The sequence below is a fragment of the Mesorhizobium sp. Root554 genome (assembly GCF_001427025.1).
In the GTDB taxonomy this organism is placed as follows: Bacteria; Pseudomonadota; Alphaproteobacteria; order Rhizobiales; family Rhizobiaceae; genus Mesorhizobium.
In genome coordinates, this window is sequence record NZ_LMGA01000001.1 from 1,672,483 (window position 1) to 1,695,561 (window position 23,079).

The window sequence follows — 23,079 nt, forward strand, 5'->3', positions numbered from 1 at the left end:
GAGGTAGGACGCCGCGCTAATCTTGACTTCTCCCTTGTAGGAGAAAGAAGGATGGCATCCTCAAACCGCCGCGTTTTCCCTGAGCAGCCGCTCCGCCGCCGCGCGGGCCTCGTCGGTGATGGTCGCGCCGGCCAGCATCCGGGCGATCTCCTCCTGCCGCGCCGCCCGATCCATCTCTGCAATGCCGGTGGCGACGCGGTCGGCCCCGCCCGTCTTGGAAATAAGGAAATGCGTCTCGGCTCGCGCCGCGACCTGCGGCGCATGGGTGACGGACAGCACCTGAACCCGCTTGGAAAGCAGCGCCAGCCGTTGGCCGATGGCGTCAGCCACCGCGCCGCCGACGCCGGTGTCGATCTCGTCGAAGACCAGCGTCGGCGCAGAGCCGCGATCAGCCAGCGCCACTTTCAGCGCCAGCAGGAAGCGCGACAGCTCGCCGCCGGACGCCACCTTCATCATCGGTCCGGGCCGCGTGCCCGGATTGGTGCGGACCCAGAACTCGACCTGGTCGATCCCCTCTTCCATGCGGCTGTCCGGCTCGCTGGAAAGCTCCACGATGAAGTCCGCCCGTTCAAGCTTCAGCGCCGGCAGCTCCGCCATCACCGCCTTGGTCAGGCCGATCGCTGCCGCATGGCGCAGCGCGGAGAGCTGCGCGGCGGTCGCATCGTAGGTTTCCCGCGCGGCCACCGCCTGCTTTTCCAGCCCGTGCAGGCGCTCCTCGCCGGCGTCGAGATCGGCCAGATCCGCCGCCATCGTGTCGCGCAGCTGGGCGAGATCATCGACGGCCACATTGTGCTTGCGCGCCGCTGCCCGCAAAGCGAACAGGCGTTCTTCGGATTTCTCCAACTTCTGAGGATCGTATTCCGTCGCCCGCAGCGCTGCCTCGACACCGGATTGCGCGGCATCGAGCGACAGCAATGCTTCATCAAGAGAAGTCACCACCTCGTCCAGCAGGCCGGGGGCTTCGCCTGCCTTGCGCTGCAGGCGGCGCAGCAGGCTGGCCAGTTGCGGCAGCGGCGATGACGCTCCCGACAGCACGTCCTGCGCATCGTGGATTTCCGAGGCTATCTTTTCGGCCCGCATCATCGCCGCGCGGATGTCGGCCAAATCCGTTTCCTCGCCGGGCTGCGGGTCGAGACCGGACAACTCGGCCACGGAGGCGCGCAGATAGTCGGCCTCCCGCGCGGCCGCCTCCACCTTGGCGCGGTGCTGCGCCAGTTGCTGCTCGCAGGTCCGCCAATGGCGCCAGGCTTCGCCCGTGGCGCGCACGGCTCCCATATTCCCGCCGAACGCGTCCAGCAATTCCCGGTGCGAGGCGGCATCCACCAGCGCGCGTTCATCGTGCTGGCCATGGATCTCGACCAGCGCACGGCCGATGTCGCGCATCAGCGCCACGCTGGAAGGCTGGTCGTTGACGAAGACGCGCGTGCGCCCATCCGCCGTTTGCAGCCGCCGCAGGATGACGTCGCCGTCGTCGTCGATGGCGTTCTCGGCCAGCAGCGCGCGCACCGGATGGTTGCGCGGCACGTCGAACACGGCGGTCACCTGGCCCTGCGCCGCGCCGTGGCGGACGAGCCCGGCATCGCCGCGCGCTCCGAGCGCCAGAGACAGCGCATCAAGAAGGATGGATTTGCCGGCGCCTGTCTCGCCGGTGAGCACGGACAGGCCGGACGCAAAATCGATGTCCAGCTTTTCTATCAGGACGATATCGCGAATCGACAACCTGGAGAGCATCGACAGCCTATAGCACCTATCCAATGAAGCCGTGATGCGGCCTCAAAAGCCGCATCAGGCGCCGGTGATCATCTTTCCGGCCTTGGATATCCAGGAAGCACCGTTCTCACGCGGCTCCAGGCCCTTGGTCTGCAGCAGCTTGTAGGAATCCTTGTACCACGGGCTGTCGGGGAAGTTCTGGCCGAGAACCGCGGCGGAAGTCTGCGCCTCGTCGGTCAGGCCCATGGCGTAGTAGGCTTCGGTCAGGCGAGACAGGGCTTCTTCGACATGGCGCGTGTTGGAATAGGTCTCCACCACGGTGCGGAAGCGCTTGATGGCGGCGATATATTCGCGGCGCTCCAGATAATAGCGTCCGACCTGCATTTCCTTGCCGGCGAGCTGATCCTGCGCGAAGCGCATTTTTGCTCTCGCGTCCTCGGCATATTCGGAATCGGGCCAGCGGTTGACCAGATCCTGCATCGCCTGGATGGTCTGGCGCGCTTCCTTCTGGTCCTGCGTCACGTCCTTGATCTGCCGGTAGTAGCTCAGGCCGATAATGTACTCGGCATAGGCCGAATCCTCGGTGGACGGATAGAGCGTCAAATAGCGCTTGGCCGAACTGATGGCATCGTCGTAGTTGCCCTGCCGGTAATTGGTGAAGGCGCCCATGACCATCGATTTGCGCGCATATTCAGAATAGGGGTGCTGCCGGTCGACCGCGGCGAATTTCTTCGCCGCCTCGCCCAGCCGCCCCGAATTCAGGTTGGCCAGGCCCTGATTGTAGAGCACATCGGCCGGCTCCGTCTGGTCGACATAGGTCGACAGGTCGACGTCGGTCTCCGACGACATGCAGGCGGAAAGGAAGAGCGGCGCAGCAATCACCGCGATGAAAGCGGCGCTTGCCGGTGCTTTCGCTATATCAGCCCGTCTGAAAAACATGATCGGTTCGCTCTTTCGGCACCGTTTCGGTCATTCGGCGAGCAGCCATAGACTATAACTGCCCAGTGCGGCAACGCTATCGTCCGGCAATCGCACATTTTTGTGGCGCAGCCCACCCAGCCGGCGGACAGCAGGTTTCGGCTGGCGCGCGTGACATTTGGGCAACAGGCCGGCGCAAGGGGCAGTCTGCGGGCGGATAAGGGATCAGATCACCCAAGGCGCATGAACAGGCGCGCTCACCGGGCTCATCTCGGCCGTGCGGCCGCGATCCCGGCGCGTCGTTTCGACAACCTCGAAGGCGGTGCGGTCCGAAAGCAGACGCCGCAACGCCGCCGCGTTCAGACGATGGCCGCCGCGGTAGGAGCGGAAGCAACCGATGAAGCGCGCGCCGGCAAGCGCCAGGTCGCCCATCGCGTCCAGCGTCTTGTGCCGCACGAACTCGTTGGGATAACGCAGCCCGCCGATGTTGATGACCTTGTGATCGTCGCCGATGACCAGCGAATTATCCAGCGATGAACCCAGCGCATAGCCGGCCGCCCACAGCCGTTCGACATCCTTCATGAAGCCGAAGGTTCGTGCGCGGGCGATGTCCCGCCTGAAGATATCCGCATTCATATCGGAGGCAAATTGCTGACGGCCGATGGCCGGCGTCTCGAAATCGATCTCGACCTCGAACCGCGTGCCGACATAGGGACGGAATTCTGCCCAGGATGCGCCATTTTCGATGCGCACCGGCTTGACCACGCGGATATAGCGGCGCTTGGAAGACAATGTCTCGATGCCGGCCTGGTCGAACGCCTCGACAAACCCCATCGCGGTGCCGTCGAGGATAGGAACCTCGCTGCCCTCGATCTCGATCACGAGATTGTCGACGCCCATGCCGAAAAGCGCCGCCATCAGATGCTCGACGGTCGCGACGTGGTAGCCCTCCGGATCGCCGAGCAGCGTGCACAGGTCAGTGGCGCCGACTTCGGACACCAGCGCGCCGAGCTCCTTGACGACGGATCCGTCCTCGCCCAGCACGTGGAACACGATCCCTGTATCGGCTTCAGCGGGAACGAAATGAACGGAAACGGGCTTGCCGCTATGAACGCCGATGCCTTCCAGCGTTATCCGCGATCTGACCGTCGTTTGATAATCGTGCAAGATCAACCCCACGCCCGAAGCTTCCGCGTCCGCTTTGTCAATTCCGTGTCTGCGGCTCTTGGTTGTCATGACACTCCGGCGAAATCCCCAAAACGCCGCATGCCACCTCAAGTTTTGTGGAAGATAGTGGTGCCCGGAATATACGCCAAATCACGCTTTCTTACTCTTTGTTACGAAACAAGACGTTTCCACGATACGAATAAGCGATTGATTCTATTGCGCTAAAAACATCAACAGGCAAACGATCTCTCGTTTGCCTGTTGATAATCGTCGGGACTTGGGGACGTCAGTTCGCCTGGCGGCGCAGGAAGGCCGGAATCTCCAGCTGATCGTCCTCCTGAGTCCTTTGCGACTGTGGAGCCAGACGGCCATGCTCGTCGAGCTGACCACGACGCGGCGCATAGAGCTGGGCGTCATGACCGGCAAGGCGGCGAACCTCGGGCGCGGCCTGGCGCAGTTTCGGCTCGCGCGGCTGTGCCGGCTGCAGTCTGGCAGGCTCCTCCTCGCGACGGGTCAGGCCCGTGGTGAGGCGCTTGAGCAAGCCCATCGGACCGCTGTCATGGTCGATCGGGTTCGTCTTGGCTTCCACTTCGGCCTTCACGACCGGCGGGAAGTCTTCGACCCGCGGCATACGCTGCGCGGCCACAGGTTGGACCATCTCGCGCATCTGCACAGGCTGCGGAGCCGGCTGAGCGACAGGCTGCTGCATCTGCGGCTGGGCAGCGGGAGCCTGGAACAGCTTGCTCTGCGGACGGGCCTCTTCCACTGCCGCCGGGCGCAAGGCCATGGCGGCGGCGTTCGCTTCAGCCTGCTGGATCGCCTCGGCCACCGGATCGGCGGCACGCGGCTCCTGGATCGGCGGCTGGGCGACAGGACGGATCTCGGCAGTGGCAGGCCGCGCGACCGGCTTGGGCTGCGCGGGACGGATCGAAATCGGCGCGGCGGCGATCTGTTCGGCCGACTTGTCGATGCCGGTGGCGACCACCGACACGCGGATGACGCCTTCCAGATCCTCGTCGAAGGTGGCGCCAAGAATGATGTTGGCGTCCTGGTCGACTTCCTCGCGGATGCGGGTAGCCGCCTCGTCGACTTCGAACAGGGTGAGGTCACGGCCGCCGGTGATCGAGATCAGCAGGCCCTTGGCGCCCCGCATCGAGGTCTCGTCGAGCAGCGGGTTGGCGATCGCGGCTTCGGCAGCGGCCATCGCCCTGCCCTCGCCGGAAGCCTCGCCGGTGCCCATCATCGCCTTGCCCATCTCGCGCATCACCGAACGGACGTCGGCGAAGTCGAGGTTGATGAGGCCTTCCTTGACCATCAGGTCGGTGATGCAGGCGACGCCCGAATACAGCACCTGGTCGGCCATGGCGAAGGCGTCGGCGAAGGTGGTCTTGTCATTGGCCAGCCGGAACAGGTTCTGGTTGGGGATGACGATCAGCGTATCGACGCTTTTCTGCAGTTCTTCGATGCCGAAGTCCGCGGTCTTCATGCGGCGCTGGCCTTCGAAGTGGAAAGGCTTGGTGACGACGCCGACGGTCAGGATGCCCTTTTCGCGGGCCGCGCGGGCAACAACGGGAGCAGCACCGGTGCCGGTGCCGCCGCCCATGCCGGCGGTGACGAAGCACATGTGGGTGTTGGACAGGTGATCGATGATCTCATCGATGCACTCTTCGGCGGCGGCCCGGCCGACTTCCGGCTGCGAACCGGCGCCGAGGCCCTCGGTGACGTGCGCGCCGAGCTGGATCAGCCGTTCGGCCTTCGACATGGTCAACGCCTGGGCGTCGGTATTGGCCACCACGAAATCAACCCCGCGCAACCCGGCGGTGATCATGTTGTTGACCGCGTTGCCGCCGCCACCGCCGACACCGAACACGGTGATCCGCGGCTTGAGCTCGGTGATGTCCGGCTTTTGTAGATTGATTGTCATAGTCCTCGTCCTTTGCCTTTCCCGCCGCTTCGCCGTCGCGGCCGCTTACGGGTTGCCCCGCCAAATCCAAAACCTACGGGTTGCCCCGCCACATCTAGAAACTGTCCCTCAACCACTGACTCATGCGATGGAACGTTCCACCCGTTCCCGTCATCTTCAGACGGGACATTCCTTGCGCATATTGGCTCTCGAAGCTGGCCATCTGCGGATAGATCAAAAGGCCGACCGCCGTCGAGAAAGCCGGCCCCTTGGCCGCTTCCGGCAGCCCGGCCACGCCGAGCGGACGGCCGACGCGAACGTTGCGTCCCAGCACCCGCCGCGCCGCTTCCGGCAGGCCGGAAAGCTGGCTCGCGCCGCCTGTGAGCACGACACGCTTGCCGACGGCATTGCCGAAACCGGACTTGTTGATGCGCTCGCGCAGCATTTCCAGCGTTTCGTCGATGCGGGCGCGGATGATGCGCGTCATCACCGAGCGCGGCACCTGCAGCGGTGCGTCGCCTTCCTCGCCGATCGGCTGGATCGTCACCAGGTCACGGTCGTCGGCGCTTCCGGGCAGCGCCGAGCCATGCATGACCTTAAGCCGTTCGGCAGCCTCGATGGAGGTCGACAGCCCCTTGGCCAGATCGAGCGTCACATGATTGCCGCCGACCGGAATGGCGTCGCCATAGACGAACTTGCCTTCGGAAAACACCGAGATCGTCGTGGTGCCGCCGCCCATGTCGATGCAGGCGGCGCCCATTTCGAGCTCGTCGTCGACCAGCGCCGCCAGGCCGGAGGCATAAGGCGTCGCCACCATGCGCTCGACCGAGAGGTGCGAGCGGTTGATGCCGAGTTCCAGATTGCGCAGCGGCGCGGAATCGCCGGTCAGCACATGCATGTCCACGCCCAGCGTGTCGCCGACCATGCCGCGCGGATCGCGCACGCCGCGTTCCGAATCCAGCGAGAAACCGACCGGAAGCGAGTGGAGCACTTCGCGTTCGGCCCGCAGCGCCTGCTTGGCGCCGGCGGCCAGCACACGCTTGATGTCCGCCTCGTCGACCTCATGGCCGCCGAGATTGATCGTCGCCGAGAAGCCTTCGCTCTTCAGCCGTCCCGCCGTCATGTTGACGATCAGCGAATCGACAGTCAGGCCGGCCATGCGCTCGGCAGCGTCCACCGCAAGACGGATGGCGTGCTCGGCGCGGTCGAGATCGACGACCACGCCCGATTTGACGCCCTGCGACTTCTGGTGGCCGATGCCGATGACCTGGATGCGATGCGACCGGCCGCGCAGCAGCTTGCCGTCATCGCATGGCTTCAGCTTCGCCACCACGCAGCAGACCTTGCTCGAACCGACGTCGAGCGCCGTCAGCACGCCCGAACGGCGCGCGCCGGCATCGTTTTGACCGCCAAGCCAGCTCATATCCGTGCCTCCGGCTTGCGCTTCATCGCCTTCGGCTTTTCTTTCAGCGCCGCGGCCCGCTCGGTGGCGGCCTCGGGCGTCAGCTGCACCACCAGCTTGTCGGCAAGGCGCATGTCGATGGCGACGATGTTGCGCGACAGGATGCCCTTGTCTCGATCCATCGCCACCAGATCGGCAATCGCCTTGTCTTCGCCGACTTCCGGCAGCTTCACGGTGATGCCGTTGTCGAGCTTGATGTCCCAGCGCCGTTCGCCGACACGGATATAGCCTTTGACCCGCGACGCCAGGTCCGGATACGGCGCCAGCTTGGCCAGCAGGTCGGGCGCATGTTCCGGCGCGCCGAAGCCGACGATCAGCGGCAGTTGCGCCTGGTTGCCGCCGGCATAGGGCGCGATGCGGTTGCCGGAACGCTCGATGACCGAAAGCTGCGATCCCTGCTGCCAGATCGCGAACGGCGTGCGCTCGTCAAGGCGCACTTCCAGCGTATGCGGATAGACCTTGCGGACGGCGGCTTCCTGCACCCAGGGCAGCGTCGCGATGCGCTCGCGCGCCGCCTCGGCGTCGAAGCCGACCAGCGAGGTCCAGCCATTGAGATCGAGCTTGTCGAGAACGTCGATTTCGGAGGTTTCGCGGTTGCCGACAACCTTGATCTGGTCGACGGCAAAGCCGGTGCGCGCGGTGACCGCCTGCACGAAACTATCGAGATGGCCGCCCAGATAGCCGCCGTAAAGAGAGCTGGAAACCAGGAACACCGCCGACATGATGGTCGCGGCATAAGGCGGTGCGTTGACCTCGCCATTGCCCATGCGCGAAAGCAGGCGCACCGGCCGGCGCAGCCAGCGCGGCAGGACGAAATGATCGAACGAGAAGGACAGGGCCGACAGCGGCGTCCGCGCCGAACCTGTCCTGATCTGTCCCGACCTCAACGCAGACACGAAGCGTCCTCCACCATCCAGCTCAACAGATCGCCGAACGAATGACCCGCTTGCGCGGCGATCTCCGGCACAAGCGAGGTCGGCGTCATGCCCGGCTGGGTGTTGATTTCCAGCCAGACGACCTCGCCGTTTTCGGAGTGACGGTCGTCATAGCGGAAGTCCGACCGGGAGACGCCCCGGCAGCCGATTGCTTGGTGAGCCTTGAGTGCCAGTGTCTGTATTTTTTGGTAAATATTTAATGAAATTTTAGCCGGAACTTCGTGTTTTGATCCGCCGGCGACGTATTTTGAATCATAGTCGTAGAAGGAATGGCCCGTCGGGATGATTTCGCACACCCCGAGCGCCACATCGCCCATCACCGCGCAGGTCAGTTCGCGGCCGTGGATATAACGCTCCACCATGACCGTATCGCCGTACTTCCATTCCGGCGACGAGATCACCTGCGGCGGATGCGATTGCCCTTCCTTGACGATGACGACGCCGAAACTCGAACCTTCGTTGACCGGCTTGACCACATAGGGCGGCTTCATCGGATGCTCGCCGCCGATCGAATGGCGGTTCATGACCTTGGATTCCGCCAGCGGAATGCCGGCTGCCTTGGCGACTTTCTTGGACTGCTCCTTGCTCATGGCGAGAGCCGAAGCGAGCACGCCCGAATGCGTATAGGGGATGGCGAGATATTCCAGGATGCCCTGGATCGTGCCGTCCTCGCCGAACGGGCCGTGCAGCGCATTGAAGACGACATCCGGCTTGAGATCGGCGAGCACCGAGCCGACATCGCGTCCGACATCGACGCGCGTGACCTGGTAGCCTTCAGCCTCGAGCGCATCTGCGCAAGCCTTTCCCGAAGACAGGGACACGGGCCGCTCGGACGAGAAACCACCTAGCAGGACAGCCACATGCTTGTTTTTCATATCCCCGTCATTTCCCTCTCACGGCGGGTCCGCACTTCAATTCCGGAGTTGAATCCGACGTCTTCCGGCTGGGTGCCCCACCGGACGGAAAACGCGCCGCACGCGCTGCACGACTCAAATCAGGAAACTCTTGAACCCACAGAATCAGAGAGTTGATTCGCTGGCAAGTGCTTCGGATTCCGAGGGATTCACTTTCTGAAAAAACTTGGAAGAAAAAGTTCGACTGAGTCCGCAAAGCAACGGAAAGGACAATCGATCAGAGCAACTGGCCGAGGAATTCCTGAACCTCGCGGCCGGAGCGGAAATTGCCGATGCGGCGAATTTCCCAATGCAGGCGGATGCCGGAATTTTCCATCACCCGGGCGCGCACCGTCTCACCGAGATATTCCAGCTCGAAACCGGTGGCCGAACCGGTGTTGATCATGAAGTTGCAATGCATCGGCGACATCTGCGCGCCGCCGACCATCAGGCCGCGGCAGCCGGCCTTGTCGATCTCCTTCCAGGCAGAGGTGCCTTCCGGATTCTTGAAGGTGGAGCCGCCGGTCTTCTCGCGGATCGGCTGCACCGTCTCGCGATGATGCTGGACCGCATCCATGGCCGTCCTGATCGCTTCCTTGTCCTCGGCATACCCCTCCATCACCGCCGACGTGAAAATCAACCCGGCCGGCGCGGACGAATGGCGATAGGCGTAGCCCATGTCGGCATTCGTAAGCGTATGAATCTCACCCTTGCGGTCGAGCGCCCGCACCTCGACCACGCGCTCGCGGGTCTCGACGCCGTTGGCGCCGGCGTTCATGCGCAGCGCGCCGCCGATGGAGCCCGGAATGCCATGGTAGAAATGAAACCCGCCGATCCCGGCTTCGAGCGCCGCGGCTGCAACGCGCTTGTCCGGCGTCGCCGCGCCGGCCTTCAGCCGGGTCGGCGAAATCGCCTGCGTCTCGCCAAAACCCTTGGCCGAGAGGCGCACGACAAACCCCGGCACGCCGCCGTCGCGCACCAGAAGGTTGGAGCCGACGCCCACAATCACCAGCGGGATTTCTTCCGGAACCGCGCGCAGGAACTGCGCCAGGTCCTCCTCGTCGGCAGGCTGGAACAGCACCTGGGCAAGCCCGCCGGCCCGGAACCAGGTGATCTTGTCCATGTCGGAGTTCGGCGTCAGCCGGCCCCGCAGGCCGGCCAGCCTGTCGCCAAGTTTGTGAAGAAGCGCGTCGCCCTGCATCAAGCGGCGGCCTCGGACAGTTCGCGCGGCAGCGCATAGGCCCATTGGGTGATATTGCCAGCGCCGAGGAAGACGACGAAATCGCCGGGTTTTGCGATGTCGCGGATAATCGGCGCCACGGCTTCCGCGCCCTCGATGTAGCGCGCGTCGCGATGCCCGCCGGAGCGGATGCGCGAAACCAGCGCGTCGGACGACACGCCCTCGATCGGATCCTCGCCCGCCGCGTACACCGGCGCCACCATGACCGTGTCGGCATCGTTGAAGCAGGCGGCGAAATCGTCGAACAGATCGTGCAGACGCGTATAGCGGTGTGGCTGCGCGATGGCGATCACCCTGCCCCTGGCCGCGTCCCGCGCCGCCGCCAGCACCGCCTTGATCTCCACCGGATGGTGGCCATAGTCGTCGAACACCTCGACGCCGTTCCACGACCCTGTATGGGTGAAGCGCCGCTTGACGCCGCCGAAGGAAGCCAGCCCCCTCTTGATCGCGTCTTCCGAGAGGCCGAGTTCATGCGCCACGGCAATGGCGGCGGTGGCGTTCGATACATTGTGCCGGCCTGGCATCGGCAGGCGCAACCCGGACATGGTGACGGTCCTGCCGTTCTTGCGGTCACGGATGACGACATCGAATTCCGAGGCCGCGCCATCGACGCGATGATTGGTGAAGCGCACATCGGCCTGCGCATTCTCGCCATAGGTGATGACGCGGCGGTCCTCGATGCGGCCAACCAGCGTCTGCACCTCCGGATGATCGGTGCACATGACGCCGAACCCGTAGAACGGCACGTTCTCGACGAACTGGCGGAACGCCTCGCGCACCTTCTCGAAGGAGCCGTAATGGTCGAGATGCTCGGGATCGATATTGGTGACCACGGCCACGTCCGCCGGCAATTTCAGGAAAGTGCCGTCGCTTTCGTCGGCCTCCACCACCATCCATTCGCCGTCGCCCATGCGGGCGTTGGTGCCGTAGGCATTGATGATGCCGCCATTGATGACGGTCGGATCGAGCCCGCCGGCGTCGAGCAGCGTCGCGACCATGGAGGTCGTCGTCGTCTTGCCATGCGTGCCGCCGATGGCGACCGCCTGGCGAAACCGCATCAGCTCGGCCAGCATTTCGGCGCGCCGCACGATCGGCAGCAGTTTTTCCCGCGCCGCCTTCAGTTCAGGATTGGCTTTCTTGATGGCGGTCGACACGACAACCACCTCGGCCTTGCCGAGATTCTCGGCGCGATGGCCGACGAAGCACTCGATACCCTTGTCGCGCAGCCGCTGCACATTGGCGCTGTCGGCCTGGTCCGAACCCTGCACCTGATAGCCGAGATTGTGCAGAACCTCGGCGATGCCGCTCATGCCGATGCCGCCAATGCCGATGAAATGCACCAGACCGATGGTCTCCGGCATCTTCATGCGCTCATATCCTTCCTGAATTCCGAAACCGTTTTGCCGGACGCAATAGCCTCTGTCAGGTCGGCGAGCAACCGCGCCGCGTCCGGTTTTCCGGCCGATTTCGCCGCCGCCGCCATACCGGCAAGCCTGTCCGCGTCGTCCATCAGCCCGCCGATCAGCTCGGCGATGCGTTCCGGCGACAGCGTCGCCTGCGGATGCACCTCGGCGCCGCCGGCCGCGGCCAGCGCGGCAGCATTGGCCGCCTGGTCATGGTCGAGCGCATGCGGATAAGGCACCAGAAGGGCCGGCCGGCCCACCACGGCGATCTCCGACACGGTCGAGGCCCCGGAACGCGACATCACCAGATGGGCAGCGGCGATGCGCTGCGCCATGTCGGTGAAGAAGGGCGACACCTGCGCTTCGACGCTCAAGGCACCATAGGCCTCCTTGACGCGCGCGACGTCGTCGGCGCGCGCCTGCTGCACGATCTTCAATCGCCGCCGCTGCGCCTCGGAAAGCAGAGCGATCGCCGCCGGAACCGCATCGGAGAAGAACTGCGCGCCCTGGCTGCCGCCGAAGACCAGGAGATGGAACGGCTCATCGCTCCGCGACGGCGTGTAGGGCGTTGCGGCTGCTTCGATCACCGCCGGACGAACAGGGTTGCCGGTCGTCACCGTCTTCGCGCCGGCGGCGCTTTCGTCTTCGGCGAGAAACCCGCCGGCAATGGCATCGACCCGGCGCGCGAGCACGCGGTTGGCGCGCCCCATCACTGCGTTCTGCTCATGGATCAGCGACGGCACCCGGCGCCGCGTCGCGGCATAGAGCGGCGGCAGGGTCGGATAGCCGCCAAAACCGACCACGGCGTCGGGCTTGATGCGCGCAATCACGCTGGACGCCTGTCGCACGCCGCGCCAGATCGACCAGAATGAGGCGGCCACCGCCAGCGGGTTGCGCGAGCCGATCGTCGCCGACTGGATCTGGTGAACGCCGGCAGCCGGGAAATGGCCGGTAAAACGGTTGACGCGGTCGTCCGTGGCCAGATGCACCGTCCAGCCGCGTTCCTTCAATTCATGCGCAAGCGCCTCGGCGGGAAAAAGATGCCCGCCGGTGCCGCCCGCTGCGAGGAGGATGACACCTCTCGCCATCTATTCCGCCGGCATCGGATGCTGGGCAACGCCGCCGAAGCCGATCGGACGGCGTTTCTCCGGCTTCTTGCGGGTCAGCGCCAGCACCATGCCCATGGAGATGGCGATGGCGATCTGCGAGGAGCCGCCATAGGAGATGAACGGCAGCGTCATGCCCTTGGCCGGGATGAGCTGCAGGTTCACGCACATGTTGATGGCCGATTGCAGGCCGAACACGGTGACCAGCCCGCCAACCGCGTAGCGGCTGAAATCGTCATGTTCCTTCATGGCGGCGTTCAACCCGCGCAGAACGATAAAGGCGAAGATGGACATGATGAAGAAGCACATGACGAGGCCGAACTCCTCGCCTGCGACCGAGAAGACGAAGTCGGCGTGGCTGTCGGGAATGACGCGCTTGATCGTCCCCTCGCCCGGACCGACGCCGAACCAGCCGCCATTGACCAGCGCCTCGTGGCCCATGTCGACCTGGAACGTATCGCCCTCTCCGGTCAGGAAGCGGTCGATGCGGCCGGCGACGTGCGGGAACACGGTATAGGCCGCGAACAGCCCGGCGGCGCCCGTGGCGCCGAGCACGATGATCCACAGCCACGGCAGGCCTGCCATGAAGAACATGACACCCCAGGTGCCGGTCACCAGCATCGTCTGGCCGAGATCGGGCTGCGCCACCAGCAAGGCCAGCACCAGGCCGAGCAGGATCATGGCGAACAGGTTGCCCGGAATATCGGGGTGACGCTTGTGCTCGGCGAACAACCAGGCGCAGATCACCACGAAGGCCGGCTTGAGGAATTCCGACGGCTGGATCGACAGGCCGGCGAAGGAAATCCAGCGCCGCGCGCCCTTTACTTCGACGCCGACGTAAAGAACGGCCACCATCAGCACCAGCATGACGCCGAGCATGAGCAGGGCCGTGCGCCTGATCTGACGCGAATCCAGGAACGAAACCGCCAGCATCACGCCCAGCGCCGGCACGGTGAAGATGATCTGGCGGGTCGCGAAATGGAACGGATCGAGGCCGATGCGTTGCGCGACCGCCGGGCTTGCGGCGAAGGACAGCACGATGCCCAGCCCCATCAGCGACAGGAAGGCCGCCAGGAACCATCGATCGACGGTCCACCACCATGTGGCGACCGGGCTTTTATCCAGACGGCTCGCGCGTGCCATAGTCACTTCCCTCCGATGGGTTCGACACCCTCGATAGCATTCGCAGCTTGCCTGAAGGCTTCGCCGCGAACCTCGAAATTCTTGAACTGGTCGAAACTGGCGCAGGCCGGCGACAACAGCACCGCCGCCTCGCTGCCCGTTTCGCGGGCCGCATCCGCCGCGGCGTGCTCGACCGCCGCCGCCAGCGTGCCGGCGATCTCGTAAGGCGCCGCCTCGCCCAAAGTCGCAGCGAAGGCCGGCGCCGCCTCGCCGATCAGGTAAGCCTTGGCGATACGCGGAAAGTAGTCGCGCAGCGGCTCGATGCCGCCTTCCTTCGCCAGTCCGCCGGCGATCCAGTAGATGCGCTCGAAGCTCGACAGCGCCGGCGCCGCGGCATCGGCATTGGTCGCCTTGGAATCGTTGATGAACAGGACATGTCCCTTGCGGCCGACCTGCTCCATGCGGTGCGCCAGCCCGGGGAAGCTTTGCAGGCCTGACTGGATTTCCGCGGCGCTCAGCCCGACCTTGAGGCAGGCGGCCAGGGCGGCGAGCGCGTTCTGCGCATTGTGCTGGCCGCGCAGCGAACCGATGCTGTCCAGCGAGGCGACACGGCTGACGCGGCCCCCGGCTGCTTCCATCAGGTTCGCGCCGTCGGCGAAATAACCGTCCGTGAGCGCCCGCCGCTTGGAGATGCGCACGACATCACTGCCGGCGCGCTCCAGCCGGTCTGCGATCTTGGCGCACCAGTCGTCATCGACCCCGACGATGGCCGTCCGGCTGCCGGCTACCAGCCGCTCCTTGATCGCGGCGTAATGCTCCATCGAGCCATGCCGGTCGAGGTGGTCGGGCGTCAGGTTGAGCAGGATGCCGGCCGTCGGATCGAGCGAGGGCGCGAGATCGATCTGATAGGATGAGCATTCGACCACGTAGTGCCGTTCGGGCGCAGGCGGATCGAGCGTCATCACCGCGCGGCCGATATTGCCGCCCATCTGCGTGTCGCGTCCCGCGGATTTCAGCACATGCGCAATCAGCGCGGTGGTGGTGGATTTGCCGTTGGTGCCGGTGATCGCGATGAAGGGCGCATCCGGCGACTGCTTCGCACGCTCGCGCACGAACAGCTCCACATCGCCGATGATCTCGACGCCCGCCTGATGCGCCAGGTCGACGGTCCAGTGCGGCTTCGGATGCGTCAGCGGCACCCCCGGCGACAGCACGAAAGACGAAAAGCCGGACCAGCCGGCCTCGCGCAGATCGGCGGTGGCGATGCCCTGCGAGGCGGCCTTGGCCACGCTGTCGGGATTGTCGTCCCAGGCCAGAACCTCGGCCCCGCCTTCCTTGAGCGCGAGCGCGGTCGCGATGCCGGACCCGCCGAGCCCGAACAGCGAAACGCGCTTGCCGCCGAAGGTCGTTGCGGGGATCACGGGTCTACCTGAGCTTGAGAGTGGAGAGGCCGACCAGCGCCAGGATGACGGCGATGATCCAGAAGCGGATCACCACCTGGCTTTCCGTCCAGCCGAGCTTCTCGAAATGGTGGTGGATGGGGGCCATCAGGAAGACGCGCTTGCCGGTCATCTTGAAGTAGCCGACCTGGATGATCACCGACAGTATCTCGACCACGAACAGGCCGCCGACGATGGCCATGACGATCTCGTGCTTGGTGGCGACGGCGACCGTGCCGATGAGGCCGCCGAGCGCCAGCGAGCCGGTGTCGCCCATGAAGATCGCCGCCGGCGGCGCGTTGAACCAGAGGAAGCCGAGGCCTGCGCCGATCACCGCGCCGAGAACCACGGCCAGCTCGCCGGTGCCGGGCACGAAATGGATCTGCAGGTATTCCGCGAACACGGCGTTGCCCGACAGATAGGCGATGACGCCGAAGGACGCGGCCGCGATCATGATCGGCACGATGGCGAGGCCGTCGAGCCCGTCGGTCAAATTGACGGCATTGCCGGCGCCCACCACCACGAACGCCGCGAACGGAATGAAGAACCAGCCGAGATTGATCAGGAATTCCTTGGCAAAGGGGAAGGCCAGCGATGACGAGAACGGCTCCTGGCCGTTGTGCATGATGACCCAGGCGGCGATGCCGGCGATGACAAACTCCAGCGCCAGCCGCGCCTTGCCGGAAAAGCCGAGATGTGACTGCTTCGTCACCTTCAGATAGTCGTCATAGAAGCCGATGGCGCCGAAGCCGACGGTCACCAGAAGCACCGTCCAGACATAGACGCTGGTCAGGTTCGCCCACAGCAGCGACGAGCCGATGATGCCGGTCAGGATCATCAATCCGCCCATCGTCGGCGTGCCGGCCTTCTTGAAATGCGTCTGCGGCCCGTCGGCGCGGATCGGTTGACCCTTGCCCTGCCGCAGGCGCAGCGAATTGATGATCGCCGGGCCGAAGATGAAGACGATGAGCGCCGAGGTGATCAGCGCGCCGCCAGTTCGGAACGTGATGTAGCGAAAGACGTTAAACGCCTGGAAATCTTCCGCGAAATCGACGAGCAGCGTAAACATCCGTTTGTCCCCCGATCCGGCCCTAGCCCTGTCCTTTGACAGGCGCATCCGCCGGAAATTTTTTCAGCAGCGCATCGATCAGCCTGGAAAAGCCGATCCCCTTCGAAGACTTGACGACGACCGTGTCGCCGCCTTCGACCATGGCCATCAGCTTGGGCTTCAAATCATCCGCCGTCGGCTGGTAGACGACCTCGACTTCGCCCGACAGGGCATCGGCCAGCCCCTGCATGTGCGGCCCGGCCAGCAGAAGCACTTGGACGCCGGCATCCTTGACCGGTCCGGCCAGAGCGGCGTGCAGCTTTGCCGAATGTTCGCCCAGTTCCAGCATGTCGCCGAGGACGGCGACCCGCCGCCCGCCTTCGCCGACCGGCGCGGCCTGGAGCAGGGAAAGCGCTGCCTGCATCGAAGCCGGATTGGCGTTGTAGCTTTCATCGATCAGCGTGATCGTGCCTTTCGGGTGGCGCAGCCTGTAGCGCTTTCCCCTGCCCGCCTCCGCCGACAAATCGCCCAGCGCCATAGCAACGGCAGGTACATCCGCGCCGACGAGGTGCGCCGCGCCGAGAACGGCCAGCGCGTTCTGCACCATGTGGCGGCCCGCGGCGCCGATCCGGGCGACGATCTCGCGCCCGCCGATCTTGGCCGTGATAGTGGAATGATCGACATGCAGCACGCATTGCAGCAGCCGGTAGGTCGAGCGCGCATTTTCGCCGAAGCCGTAGACATGCTCGACGCCGGCGGCGCGCGCCATCTTGCCCAGCATGTTGGCGCGCGGATCGTCACGGTTCAAAAGCGCCGAGCCGCCGGGCTCGATACCTTCGAAGATTTCGGCCTTGGCCTTGGCGATCTCGTCGAGATTGCGGAAGAAGCCGAGATGCGCCGCCGCGATCAGCGTGATGATGGCGACGTGCGGCCTTACCATCTTCACCAGCGGGCGGATCTCGTCGGGATGGTTCATGCCGATCTCGAACACGGCATAATCGGTGTCCTGCGGCAGCCGCGCCAGTGTCAGCGGCACGCCCCAGTGGTTGTTGAAGGATTTGTCGGAGGCGTGCACGGTGCCGACCGTTGAAAGGGTGTGGCGCAGCGCCTCCTTGGTCGAGGTCTTGCCGACCGAACCGGTCACGGCGATGACCTTGGCGGTGGTCCGCTTGCGCGCCGCGATCCCAAGTTTTTCAAGCGCCACCAGAACGTCCGGCACCACCACCATGGGCGCGGTGAGACGGCCGAGCCCGGCCAGCCGGCCCTCGGCCACGACCAGCACCGCGGCGCCGGCCTTGACGGCAGCGGTCGCGAAGTCATGGCCGTCCATCGCGTCGCCCTTGATGGCGAAGAAAGCGTCGCCAGCGTTCAGGCTGCGGCTGTCGATCGAAATGCCGGTGACGCCCGCTGGCAGCGTACCGAAAGGACGGCCGCCCATGGCCTGCACCAGCGCGTCCGAAGTCCACAAAAGGGTCATGCTGCGCGCTCCTTCAGCGCTGCCCGCACCTCTTCATGATCGGAAAACGGCAGGGTCTGCGACCCTACGGTCTGCCCTTCCTCGTGGCCCTTGCCGGCGACGATCAGCGTATCGCCCGCCCTCAGCATCGCTACCGCTTCATGGATCGCCCGCCGCCGGTCGCCGATCTCGATGGCGCTGGGGGCAGCCACGAGGATCGCAGCACGGATGGCTTCGGGAACTTCGGAACGCGGATTGTCATCGGTGACGATCACCACGTCCGCCAGCCGCGCTGCGATCTCGCCCATGATCGGACGCTTGCCCGTGTCGCGGTCGCCGCCGCAGCCGAACACGACGACCACGCGCCCGGTGGTGAAGGGCCGCACCGAGGCGAGCACATTCTCCAGTGCATCGGGCTTGTGGGCGTAGTCGACATAGACCGGCGCGCCACCGACGGTCGTGCCGACGAGGTCGAGGCGGCCCGGCGCTCCCTTCAGCTTCTCCAGCGCGGCAAGCGCCCTGTCCGCCGGCGTGCCGGTCGCGATCGCCAGACCTGCCGAGACGAGCGCGTTGGATATCTGGAAATCGCCGGCAAGCGGCAGGTCGATCTCGCGCAGCACGCCCTCGAACTCGACCTCGGCGCGCTGCCGATGGCGTTCGTGCTCGACACGCTTCAGCTTGAGGAAATTCCCGTGCCGCCCGACGGTCAGTACATCCAGGCCCGATGCCGTTGCAGCCTTGATAGTCGGTTCCGACCACGGATCGTCGGCGAAGATCACCGCCGGCGCGCCCTTCGGCAGCAGCGCCTCGAACAGCCGCATCTTGGCCTGGTGGTACGCCTCGACGGTCGGGTGATAGTCCATGTGGTCGCGACCTAGATTGGTGAATCCGCCGGCCTTCAGCTTGACGCCATCGAGGCGGCGCTGGTCGAGGCCGTGGCTGGATGCTTCCATCGAGGCGTGGCTGACGCCGGCATCGGCGAGTTCGGCGAGCAATTTGTGCAGGGCGATCGGGTCCGGCGTCGTCAGCGAGCCGTAGTCGTTGCGGCCCGGGGCCACCACCCCTGTGGTGCCGATGGAGGCGGCTGCATAACCCGCCTGCTCCCATATCTGGCGGGTGAAGGCCGCCACCGAGGTCTTGCCGCTGGTGCCGGTCACGGCGACCATCGTCTCGGGTTGCCGGCCATAGAATTTAGCCGCCGTCAGCGCCAGCGCCAGGCGCGCGTCCTCTACCTCAATAACCGGAACCGAAACGCCGGTGCTGCCGCGCGTCGAGGTCACGATGGCGGAAGCACCGCGTTTGGCGGCGTCGGCGGCATAGGCCATGCCGTCAGCCTTCGTGCCCGCGAGCGCAAAGAAAAGCGTTCCCGGCACGACCTGCCGGGAATCCGACGAAACGCCGGTTACCGCGGTGTCGGAGAGCCCTTCGACAGGCAGGATACCGGCTAGATCTCTAAGCTTCATCGAATCCCAGTCATGGCAACGAATGGACGCGCATCGGGCGCAAGGGCAATTCCGCCGGCCTGTGCGGAAACGCCGGAAGAATCATTGGAAGGAAACCAGCGTTGGATCATTTTCATGGCTGAAATCTGGCTTCACGCCAAGCATGGCGGCCGAACGGGCAATGATGTTGTGGGCAATCATGCCGGCGTTCGACGCCGCGGTGGCGCCCATGCCCGGCTTTTCCGCCTTTGGCTCGTCGGCGATGCTCAAAACGATGTATTGCGGATCATCCATCGGGAACGCCGCGACGAAGGCGTTGAAGTTCTTTTCCTTGGAATAGCGGCCGTTGACGACCTTTTCCGCGGTTCCGGTCTTGCCGCCGACGCGGTAGCCCGGCACGCGCGCATTGCGGCCTGAGCCTTTCTCGGCGTTGAGGCGGTAGACATAGCGCATCCCCGCGACCGTGGTTTCCTTGACCACGCGCTTGGCGGTCGCCATCGCTTCTTCCTGCGTGCGGCGCAGGAAGGTCGGCTCCATCAGGAAGCCGCTCATCAGCGCAGCACAACCCACCGCCGTCTGCAGCGGCGTCGTCGAGACGCCGTGTCCGAAGGCGATGGTGATGGAATGCACCTTCTTCCACACTTTCGGCTCGGTCGGCCTGGCGACTTCCGGCAATTCCGTCTGCATTTTTTCAAGAATGCCGAGGCGATGCAGGAACTCGCGGTGGCCGTCGATGCCGACCACGTCGGCCTCCTTGGCCGAACCGATGTTGGACGAGTAGATGAACACCTCCGGCACGGTCAGCCAGCGGCCCTTGCCGTGGAAATCGTGAATGGTCTGGCGGCCGATGCGGATCGGGCGCGTCGCATCGAACTTGGTGTCCATGGTGACCTTGCCGGAATCCAGCGCCATGGCCGTGGTGAAGCTCTTGAAAGTCGAGCCCATCTCGTAAAGGCCGGCCGACATGCGGTTCAGCCGGTCCTTGTCCTGCGCGTTATAGGGATTGTTCGGATCGAAATCCGGCACCGACGCCATCGCCAGCACTTCGCCGGTCTTGATGTTGAGCACGACGGCGCCAGCGGCGATCGCATGATATTTCTCCATGCCGATCGCCACCTCGTCGCGCACGACATGCTGGACCCGCAGGTCGATCGACAATTGCACCGGCTTCAGATCCTTGGCGATGGCGAGCCCCGACTGCTGCAGGTCCGAAAGGCCCTGCTCGTCGATATATTTCTCCATGCCGGAGATGCCCTGATTGTCGATGTTGGTCAGGCCAACGACATAGGCAGCGGTTTCGCCACCTGGGTAGAACCGGCGCTTCTCGGTGCGGAAGCCAATGCCCGGTATGCCGAGCTGCAGGATTTCGCCCTGCTGCTTCGGCGTCAGCTGGCGCTGCAGCCAGACGAACCCCGCCCCGCTCTTCAATTTGCGATAGGTCTGCTCGTAGTCGATCTCGGGCAGCACCGTCGCCAGCCGCTCGATCGCCTCGTCGGCATCGACGATGTGGCGCGGCTCAGCATAGAGCGACGCGGTCTTGATGTCGGTCGCCAGCACCTCGCCGTTGCGGTCGACAATGTCGGGTCGCGACGCGGTGATGCGACTCGCCGGAACCCCGGAGGTATCCGGGTCCTGGAAGCCGAGATAGACCAGCCGCCCGGCAATCGTCGAATAAATGGCGAAGAACACTGCCATCGTCATGACAGTGCGCGTCCTGGTGCGGCCCCCGGTCGCCTTGCGGGCGCTGTCGAACACGATGGAGCCGTCGGATGCGGCCGTCGAGGCCCTTTTCAGCAGCTTGCCGATCATCGCACCGCTCCAGTGACCGTCTGATCGACCGTCTTGTCCTGGCCGTTGTCGGCCATGTCGCCACCTGGGTCCGCCGACAGATCCTCGATCGTCAGCGCCCGAATGGGGATATCGTCCAGCTTGACGATCTGGTGCGGATCGACCGGCTCGAGCGCCAGCTGGGATTTGTAGATCTCTGCCAGCTTCTGCAGCCGTGAGGGTTGCGTCAACAGGCTCCAGTCGGCCTTCAGCAGGTCGATCGTGTCTTCCTCGGCGTTGATCTGTGCCTGCAGCCGGTGCACCACCGTCTGCTGTTCCTCGGCCTCGCGCTTGATCTTGTAGGTCAGGGCCGCAGCCGAAACCATGACAGCGATCAGGACTATGTCGGTGGTACGGAACACGTCTTACCTCTCTCCCGGGCGGTCGATGCCGGGCAGCTTTGGAAGGCCGAAAATCGAAAGATCGTCCGAGCGCGCGGGCGCCCCGGTGCGCACCGCGGCCCGCAGCCGGGCGGAGCGCGAACGCGGATTGGCGGAAAGTTCGGCCTCGCCGGCGGTTGCCGCGGACCCAAGTTTCTGGAACGTGGCGACGCGCGCCTGCGCCTCCGGCATGTGCCGCGACCCGCTGCCCATCTCGGAACGGTCGGCGATGAAGCGCTTGACGATACGGTCTTCGAGCGAATGGAACGTGACCACGACAAGCCGCCCGCCCGGCTTCAGCACGCGCTCTGCCGCGAGCAGCGCCCTCGCCAACTCGCCCAGCTCGTCATTGACGAAGATGCGCAGCGCCTGGAACACGCGCGTCGCCGGGTGGATCTTGTCGCCCGGCTTGCGGCCGATATGCGTCTCGATGGCGTCGGCGAGATCGAGCGTCCGCTCGAAGGGACGCTTCTCCCGCCGTTGTTCGATCATCCGGGCGATGCGGCCGGCGTGGCGCTCCTCACCGAGGAAACCGAAGATGCGCGCCAGGTCGCCGGTCTTGAAGCTGTTGACCACTTCGGCGGCGCTCAGGCCCGCCTGCGCCATGCGCATGTCGAGCGGGCCGTCGAAGCGGAAGGAAAAACCGCGCTCCGCCTGGTCGATCTGCATGGAGGAGACACCGATATCGAGCACGACGCCATCGGCGCTTTCGGCATGTTCGTCGAGAGTTGAGAACGGCGCCTGTACCAGTCGGAGCCGGCCTTCGGCTTCCTGCTCCAGCGGCCTGCCGGCCGCTATCGCGTCGGGATCGCGGTCGATGGCGACAACCGATGCGCCGGATTCCAGGACCGCCTTGGTATAGCCGCCGGCGCCGAATGTTCCGTCGATGATGGTTTCACCCGGCCGCGGCGAAAGCGCCGTCAGAACCTCGGCGAGAAGGACCGGAATGTGACGGGCCGGTCCGCCAACGGCGTGAAGGTCATCGCCGTGGCCCGCCATCATTCCGGCTGCCCCCCGGTTTTCGTCCCCTGCCGAAGCTTCAAAAGCCGCGCCCGCGCCTGCGCCCCATAAGTCGCCAGCCGCGCCGGTTCCCAGATCTGGAAGAAATTGCCACGTCCGACGAACGCCACGTCCGTCGAGATGCCCGTATGCTCGCGGATGAAATCCGTGACGGTGATGCGCCCGTCCTGGTCCAGCTTCAGGAACGCTCCGTCGCCATGGCAGAAGAAGGACATGTCGTCCGCCGTCTGCAGGAAAGGGTCCTCCTGCGCGATACGCTGCTCGTAGCGGTCCAGCAGATCGGGCCCGCCCACGTCCATTGCCGGATTGTCCAGGCAGCGCAGCGCATAGAGGTCCGCATAACCGCGCTTCTGCACCACCGAACGGAAATGCGCCGGCACGGAGACCCGCCCCTTGGCGTCGATCCTGTTCACCGCGTTTGACAGAAAACGGTCCATGACGCCCTACAGCCGCTTCCGCCGCCGCACCCCTCTCCATCCTCGCATCCGCGTCGCCTCGGCGCGGTCCCTTGCGCGCTTCGCATGTGTTCGGGCGAGCGAAGGTCTGCAAACGAAAAGCCACAGCGGCTGCCCGTCTGGCGTACGCTTCACCCTGACACGGAACGAAGG

At 65.0% G+C, this 23,079-nt stretch carries 19 protein-coding genes; all 19 read right to left on the reverse strand.

Annotated elements, in window-relative coordinates; all coding sequences use genetic code 11:
• Positions 1-60: 60 nt before the first annotated feature.
• The 19 genes from recN to mraZ all read right to left on the reverse strand — a co-directional run bounded on the left by recN (position 61) and on the right by mraZ (position 22,908).
• Positions 61-1,731 carry a DNA repair protein RecN gene (gene recN, locus ASD44_RS08080; RefSeq protein WP_056110508.1) on the reverse strand — a complete coding sequence of 557 codons (1,671 nt, stop codon included), beginning with the start codon at positions 1,729-1,731 and terminating at the stop codon, positions 61-63.
• A gap of 54 nt (positions 1,732-1,785) precedes the next feature.
• Complete coding sequence (locus tag ASD44_RS08085; protein WP_056110510.1) at positions 1,786-2,649, reverse strand: outer membrane protein assembly factor BamD; 864 nt, start codon at positions 2,647-2,649, stop codon at positions 1,786-1,788.
• A 204-nt stretch (positions 2,650-2,853) separates the two neighbouring features.
• Entirely contained in the window at positions 2,854-3,807 is a 954-nt protein-coding gene (gene lpxC, locus ASD44_RS08090; protein WP_056115703.1) for a UDP-3-O-acyl-N-acetylglucosamine deacetylase, read from the reverse strand.
• A gap of 274 nt (positions 3,808-4,081) precedes the next feature.
• On the reverse strand, positions 4,082-5,719 hold the full coding sequence (gene ftsZ / locus ASD44_RS08095) for a cell division protein FtsZ (RefSeq protein ID WP_056110512.1): 1,638 nt from the start codon (positions 5,717-5,719) through the stop codon (positions 4,082-4,084).
• A gap of 94 nt (positions 5,720-5,813) precedes the next feature.
• Positions 5,814-7,121: a cell division protein FtsA gene (gene ftsA, locus ASD44_RS08100; RefSeq protein WP_056110514.1), complete on the reverse strand. Its 1,308-nt coding sequence runs from the start codon at positions 7,119-7,121 to the stop codon at positions 5,814-5,816.
• The gene (locus ASD44_RS08105) at positions 7,118-8,056 is read right to left on the reverse strand and encodes a cell division protein FtsQ/DivIB (protein WP_056110516.1); all 939 of its coding nucleotides are present in this window, start codon (positions 8,054-8,056) and stop codon (positions 7,118-7,120) included. The genes ftsA and ASD44_RS08105 overlap by 4 nt, the downstream gene beginning before the upstream one ends.
• Positions 8,044-8,970 (reverse strand): D-alanine--D-alanine ligase, encoded by a 927-nt coding sequence (locus ASD44_RS08110; protein WP_056110518.1) that lies wholly within the window; start codon positions 8,968-8,970, stop codon positions 8,044-8,046. The genes ASD44_RS08105 and ASD44_RS08110 overlap by 13 nt, the downstream gene beginning before the upstream one ends.
• A gap of 256 nt (positions 8,971-9,226) precedes the next feature.
• Positions 9,227-10,192, reverse strand: coding sequence for a UDP-N-acetylmuramate dehydrogenase (gene murB, locus ASD44_RS08115; RefSeq protein ID WP_056110520.1), 966 nt, complete (start codon positions 10,190-10,192; stop codon positions 9,227-9,229).
• A complete protein-coding gene (murC, locus tag ASD44_RS08120; protein ID WP_056110523.1) occupies positions 10,189-11,595 on the reverse strand; it encodes a UDP-N-acetylmuramate--L-alanine ligase in 1,407 nt (468 codons plus the stop codon). Before murC ends, murB begins: the two co-directional genes overlap by 4 nt.
• Positions 11,592-12,719: an undecaprenyldiphospho-muramoylpentapeptide beta-N-acetylglucosaminyltransferase gene (gene murG / locus ASD44_RS08125; RefSeq protein WP_056110525.1), complete on the reverse strand. Its 1,128-nt coding sequence runs from the start codon at positions 12,717-12,719 to the stop codon at positions 11,592-11,594. The genes murC and murG overlap by 4 nt, the downstream gene beginning before the upstream one ends.
• Entirely contained in the window at positions 12,720-13,880 is a 1,161-nt protein-coding gene (ftsW, locus tag ASD44_RS08130; protein ID WP_056110527.1) for a putative lipid II flippase FtsW, read from the reverse strand.
• A gap of 2 nt (positions 13,881-13,882) precedes the next feature.
• The gene (gene murD / locus ASD44_RS08135) at positions 13,883-15,280 is read right to left on the reverse strand and encodes a UDP-N-acetylmuramoyl-L-alanine--D-glutamate ligase (protein WP_056110529.1); all 1,398 of its coding nucleotides are present in this window, start codon (positions 15,278-15,280) and stop codon (positions 13,883-13,885) included.
• A 4-nt stretch (positions 15,281-15,284) separates the two neighbouring features.
• The gene (gene mraY / locus ASD44_RS08140) at positions 15,285-16,367 is read right to left on the reverse strand and encodes a phospho-N-acetylmuramoyl-pentapeptide-transferase (protein ID WP_056110531.1); all 1,083 of its coding nucleotides are present in this window, start codon (positions 16,365-16,367) and stop codon (positions 15,285-15,287) included.
• 22 nt (positions 16,368-16,389) lie between these two features.
• Entirely contained in the window at positions 16,390-17,823 is a 1,434-nt protein-coding gene (locus ASD44_RS08145) for a UDP-N-acetylmuramoylalanyl-D-glutamyl-2,6-diaminopimelate--D-alanyl-D-alanine ligase (RefSeq protein WP_056110534.1), read from the reverse strand.
• Positions 17,820-19,265: a UDP-N-acetylmuramoyl-L-alanyl-D-glutamate--2,6-diaminopimelate ligase gene (locus tag ASD44_RS08150; RefSeq protein WP_056110536.1), complete on the reverse strand. Its 1,446-nt coding sequence runs from the start codon at positions 19,263-19,265 to the stop codon at positions 17,820-17,822. The genes ASD44_RS08145 and ASD44_RS08150 overlap by 4 nt, the downstream gene beginning before the upstream one ends.
• Positions 19,266-19,346: 81 nt before the next feature.
• Entirely contained in the window at positions 19,347-21,053 is a 1,707-nt protein-coding gene (locus ASD44_RS08155) for a penicillin-binding protein 2 (RefSeq protein WP_056110538.1), read from the reverse strand.
• Positions 21,050-21,433 carry a hypothetical protein gene (locus ASD44_RS08160; protein WP_056110541.1) on the reverse strand — a complete coding sequence of 128 codons (384 nt, stop codon included), beginning with the start codon at positions 21,431-21,433 and terminating at the stop codon, positions 21,050-21,052. Before ASD44_RS08160 ends, ASD44_RS08155 begins: the two co-directional genes overlap by 4 nt.
• 3 nt (positions 21,434-21,436) lie before the next feature.
• The gene (rsmH, locus tag ASD44_RS08165) at positions 21,437-22,453 is read right to left on the reverse strand and encodes a 16S rRNA (cytosine(1402)-N(4))-methyltransferase RsmH (protein ID WP_056110543.1); all 1,017 of its coding nucleotides are present in this window, start codon (positions 22,451-22,453) and stop codon (positions 21,437-21,439) included.
• Positions 22,450-22,908 carry a division/cell wall cluster transcriptional repressor MraZ gene (mraZ, locus tag ASD44_RS08170; RefSeq protein ID WP_056110545.1) on the reverse strand — a complete coding sequence of 153 codons (459 nt, stop codon included), beginning with the start codon at positions 22,906-22,908 and terminating at the stop codon, positions 22,450-22,452. The genes rsmH and mraZ overlap by 4 nt, the downstream gene beginning before the upstream one ends.
• Positions 22,909-23,079: the final 171 nt, after the last annotated feature.

Coding starts and splice junctions, on each gene's coding strand:
- ASD44_RS08085 (WP_056110510.1), bottom strand. CDS start 2,649: ATGTTTTTCAGACGGGCTGATATAGCGAAAGCACCGGCAAGCGCCGCT.
- ftsA (WP_056110514.1), bottom strand. CDS start 7,121: ATGAGCTGGCTTGGCGGTCAAAACGATGCCGGCGCGCGCCGTTCGGGC.
- mraZ (WP_056110545.1), bottom strand. CDS start 22,908: ATGGACCGTTTTCTGTCAAACGCGGTGAACAGGATCGACGCCAAGGGG.
- murC (WP_056110523.1), bottom strand. CDS start 11,595: ATGAAGATGCCGGAGACCATCGGTCTGGTGCATTTCATCGGCATTGGC.
- ftsW (WP_056110527.1), bottom strand. CDS start 13,880: ATGGCACGCGCGAGCCGTCTGGATAAAAGCCCGGTCGCCACATGGTGG.
- rsmH (WP_056110543.1), bottom strand. CDS start 22,453: ATGATGGCGGGCCACGGCGATGACCTTCACGCCGTTGGCGGACCGGCC.
- ASD44_RS08110 (WP_056110518.1), bottom strand. CDS start 8,970: ATGAAAAACAAGCATGTGGCTGTCCTGCTAGGTGGTTTCTCGTCCGAG.
- ASD44_RS08145 (WP_056110534.1), bottom strand. CDS start 17,823: ATGACCCTTTTGTGGACTTCGGACGCGCTGGTGCAGGCCATGGGCGGC.
- ftsZ (WP_056110512.1), bottom strand. CDS start 5,719: ATGACAATCAATCTACAAAAGCCGGACATCACCGAGCTCAAGCCGCGG.
- murG (WP_056110525.1), bottom strand. CDS start 12,719: ATGGCGAGAGGTGTCATCCTCCTCGCAGCGGGCGGCACCGGCGGGCAT.
- mraY (WP_056110531.1), bottom strand. CDS start 16,367: ATGTTTACGCTGCTCGTCGATTTCGCGGAAGATTTCCAGGCGTTTAAC.
- ASD44_RS08150 (WP_056110536.1), bottom strand. CDS start 19,265: ATGAAGCTTAGAGATCTAGCCGGTATCCTGCCTGTCGAAGGGCTCTCC.
- recN (WP_056110508.1), bottom strand. CDS start 1,731: ATGCTCTCCAGGTTGTCGATTCGCGATATCGTCCTGATAGAAAAGCTG.
- ASD44_RS08155 (WP_056110538.1), bottom strand. CDS start 21,053: ATGATCGGCAAGCTGCTGAAAAGGGCCTCGACGGCCGCATCCGACGGC.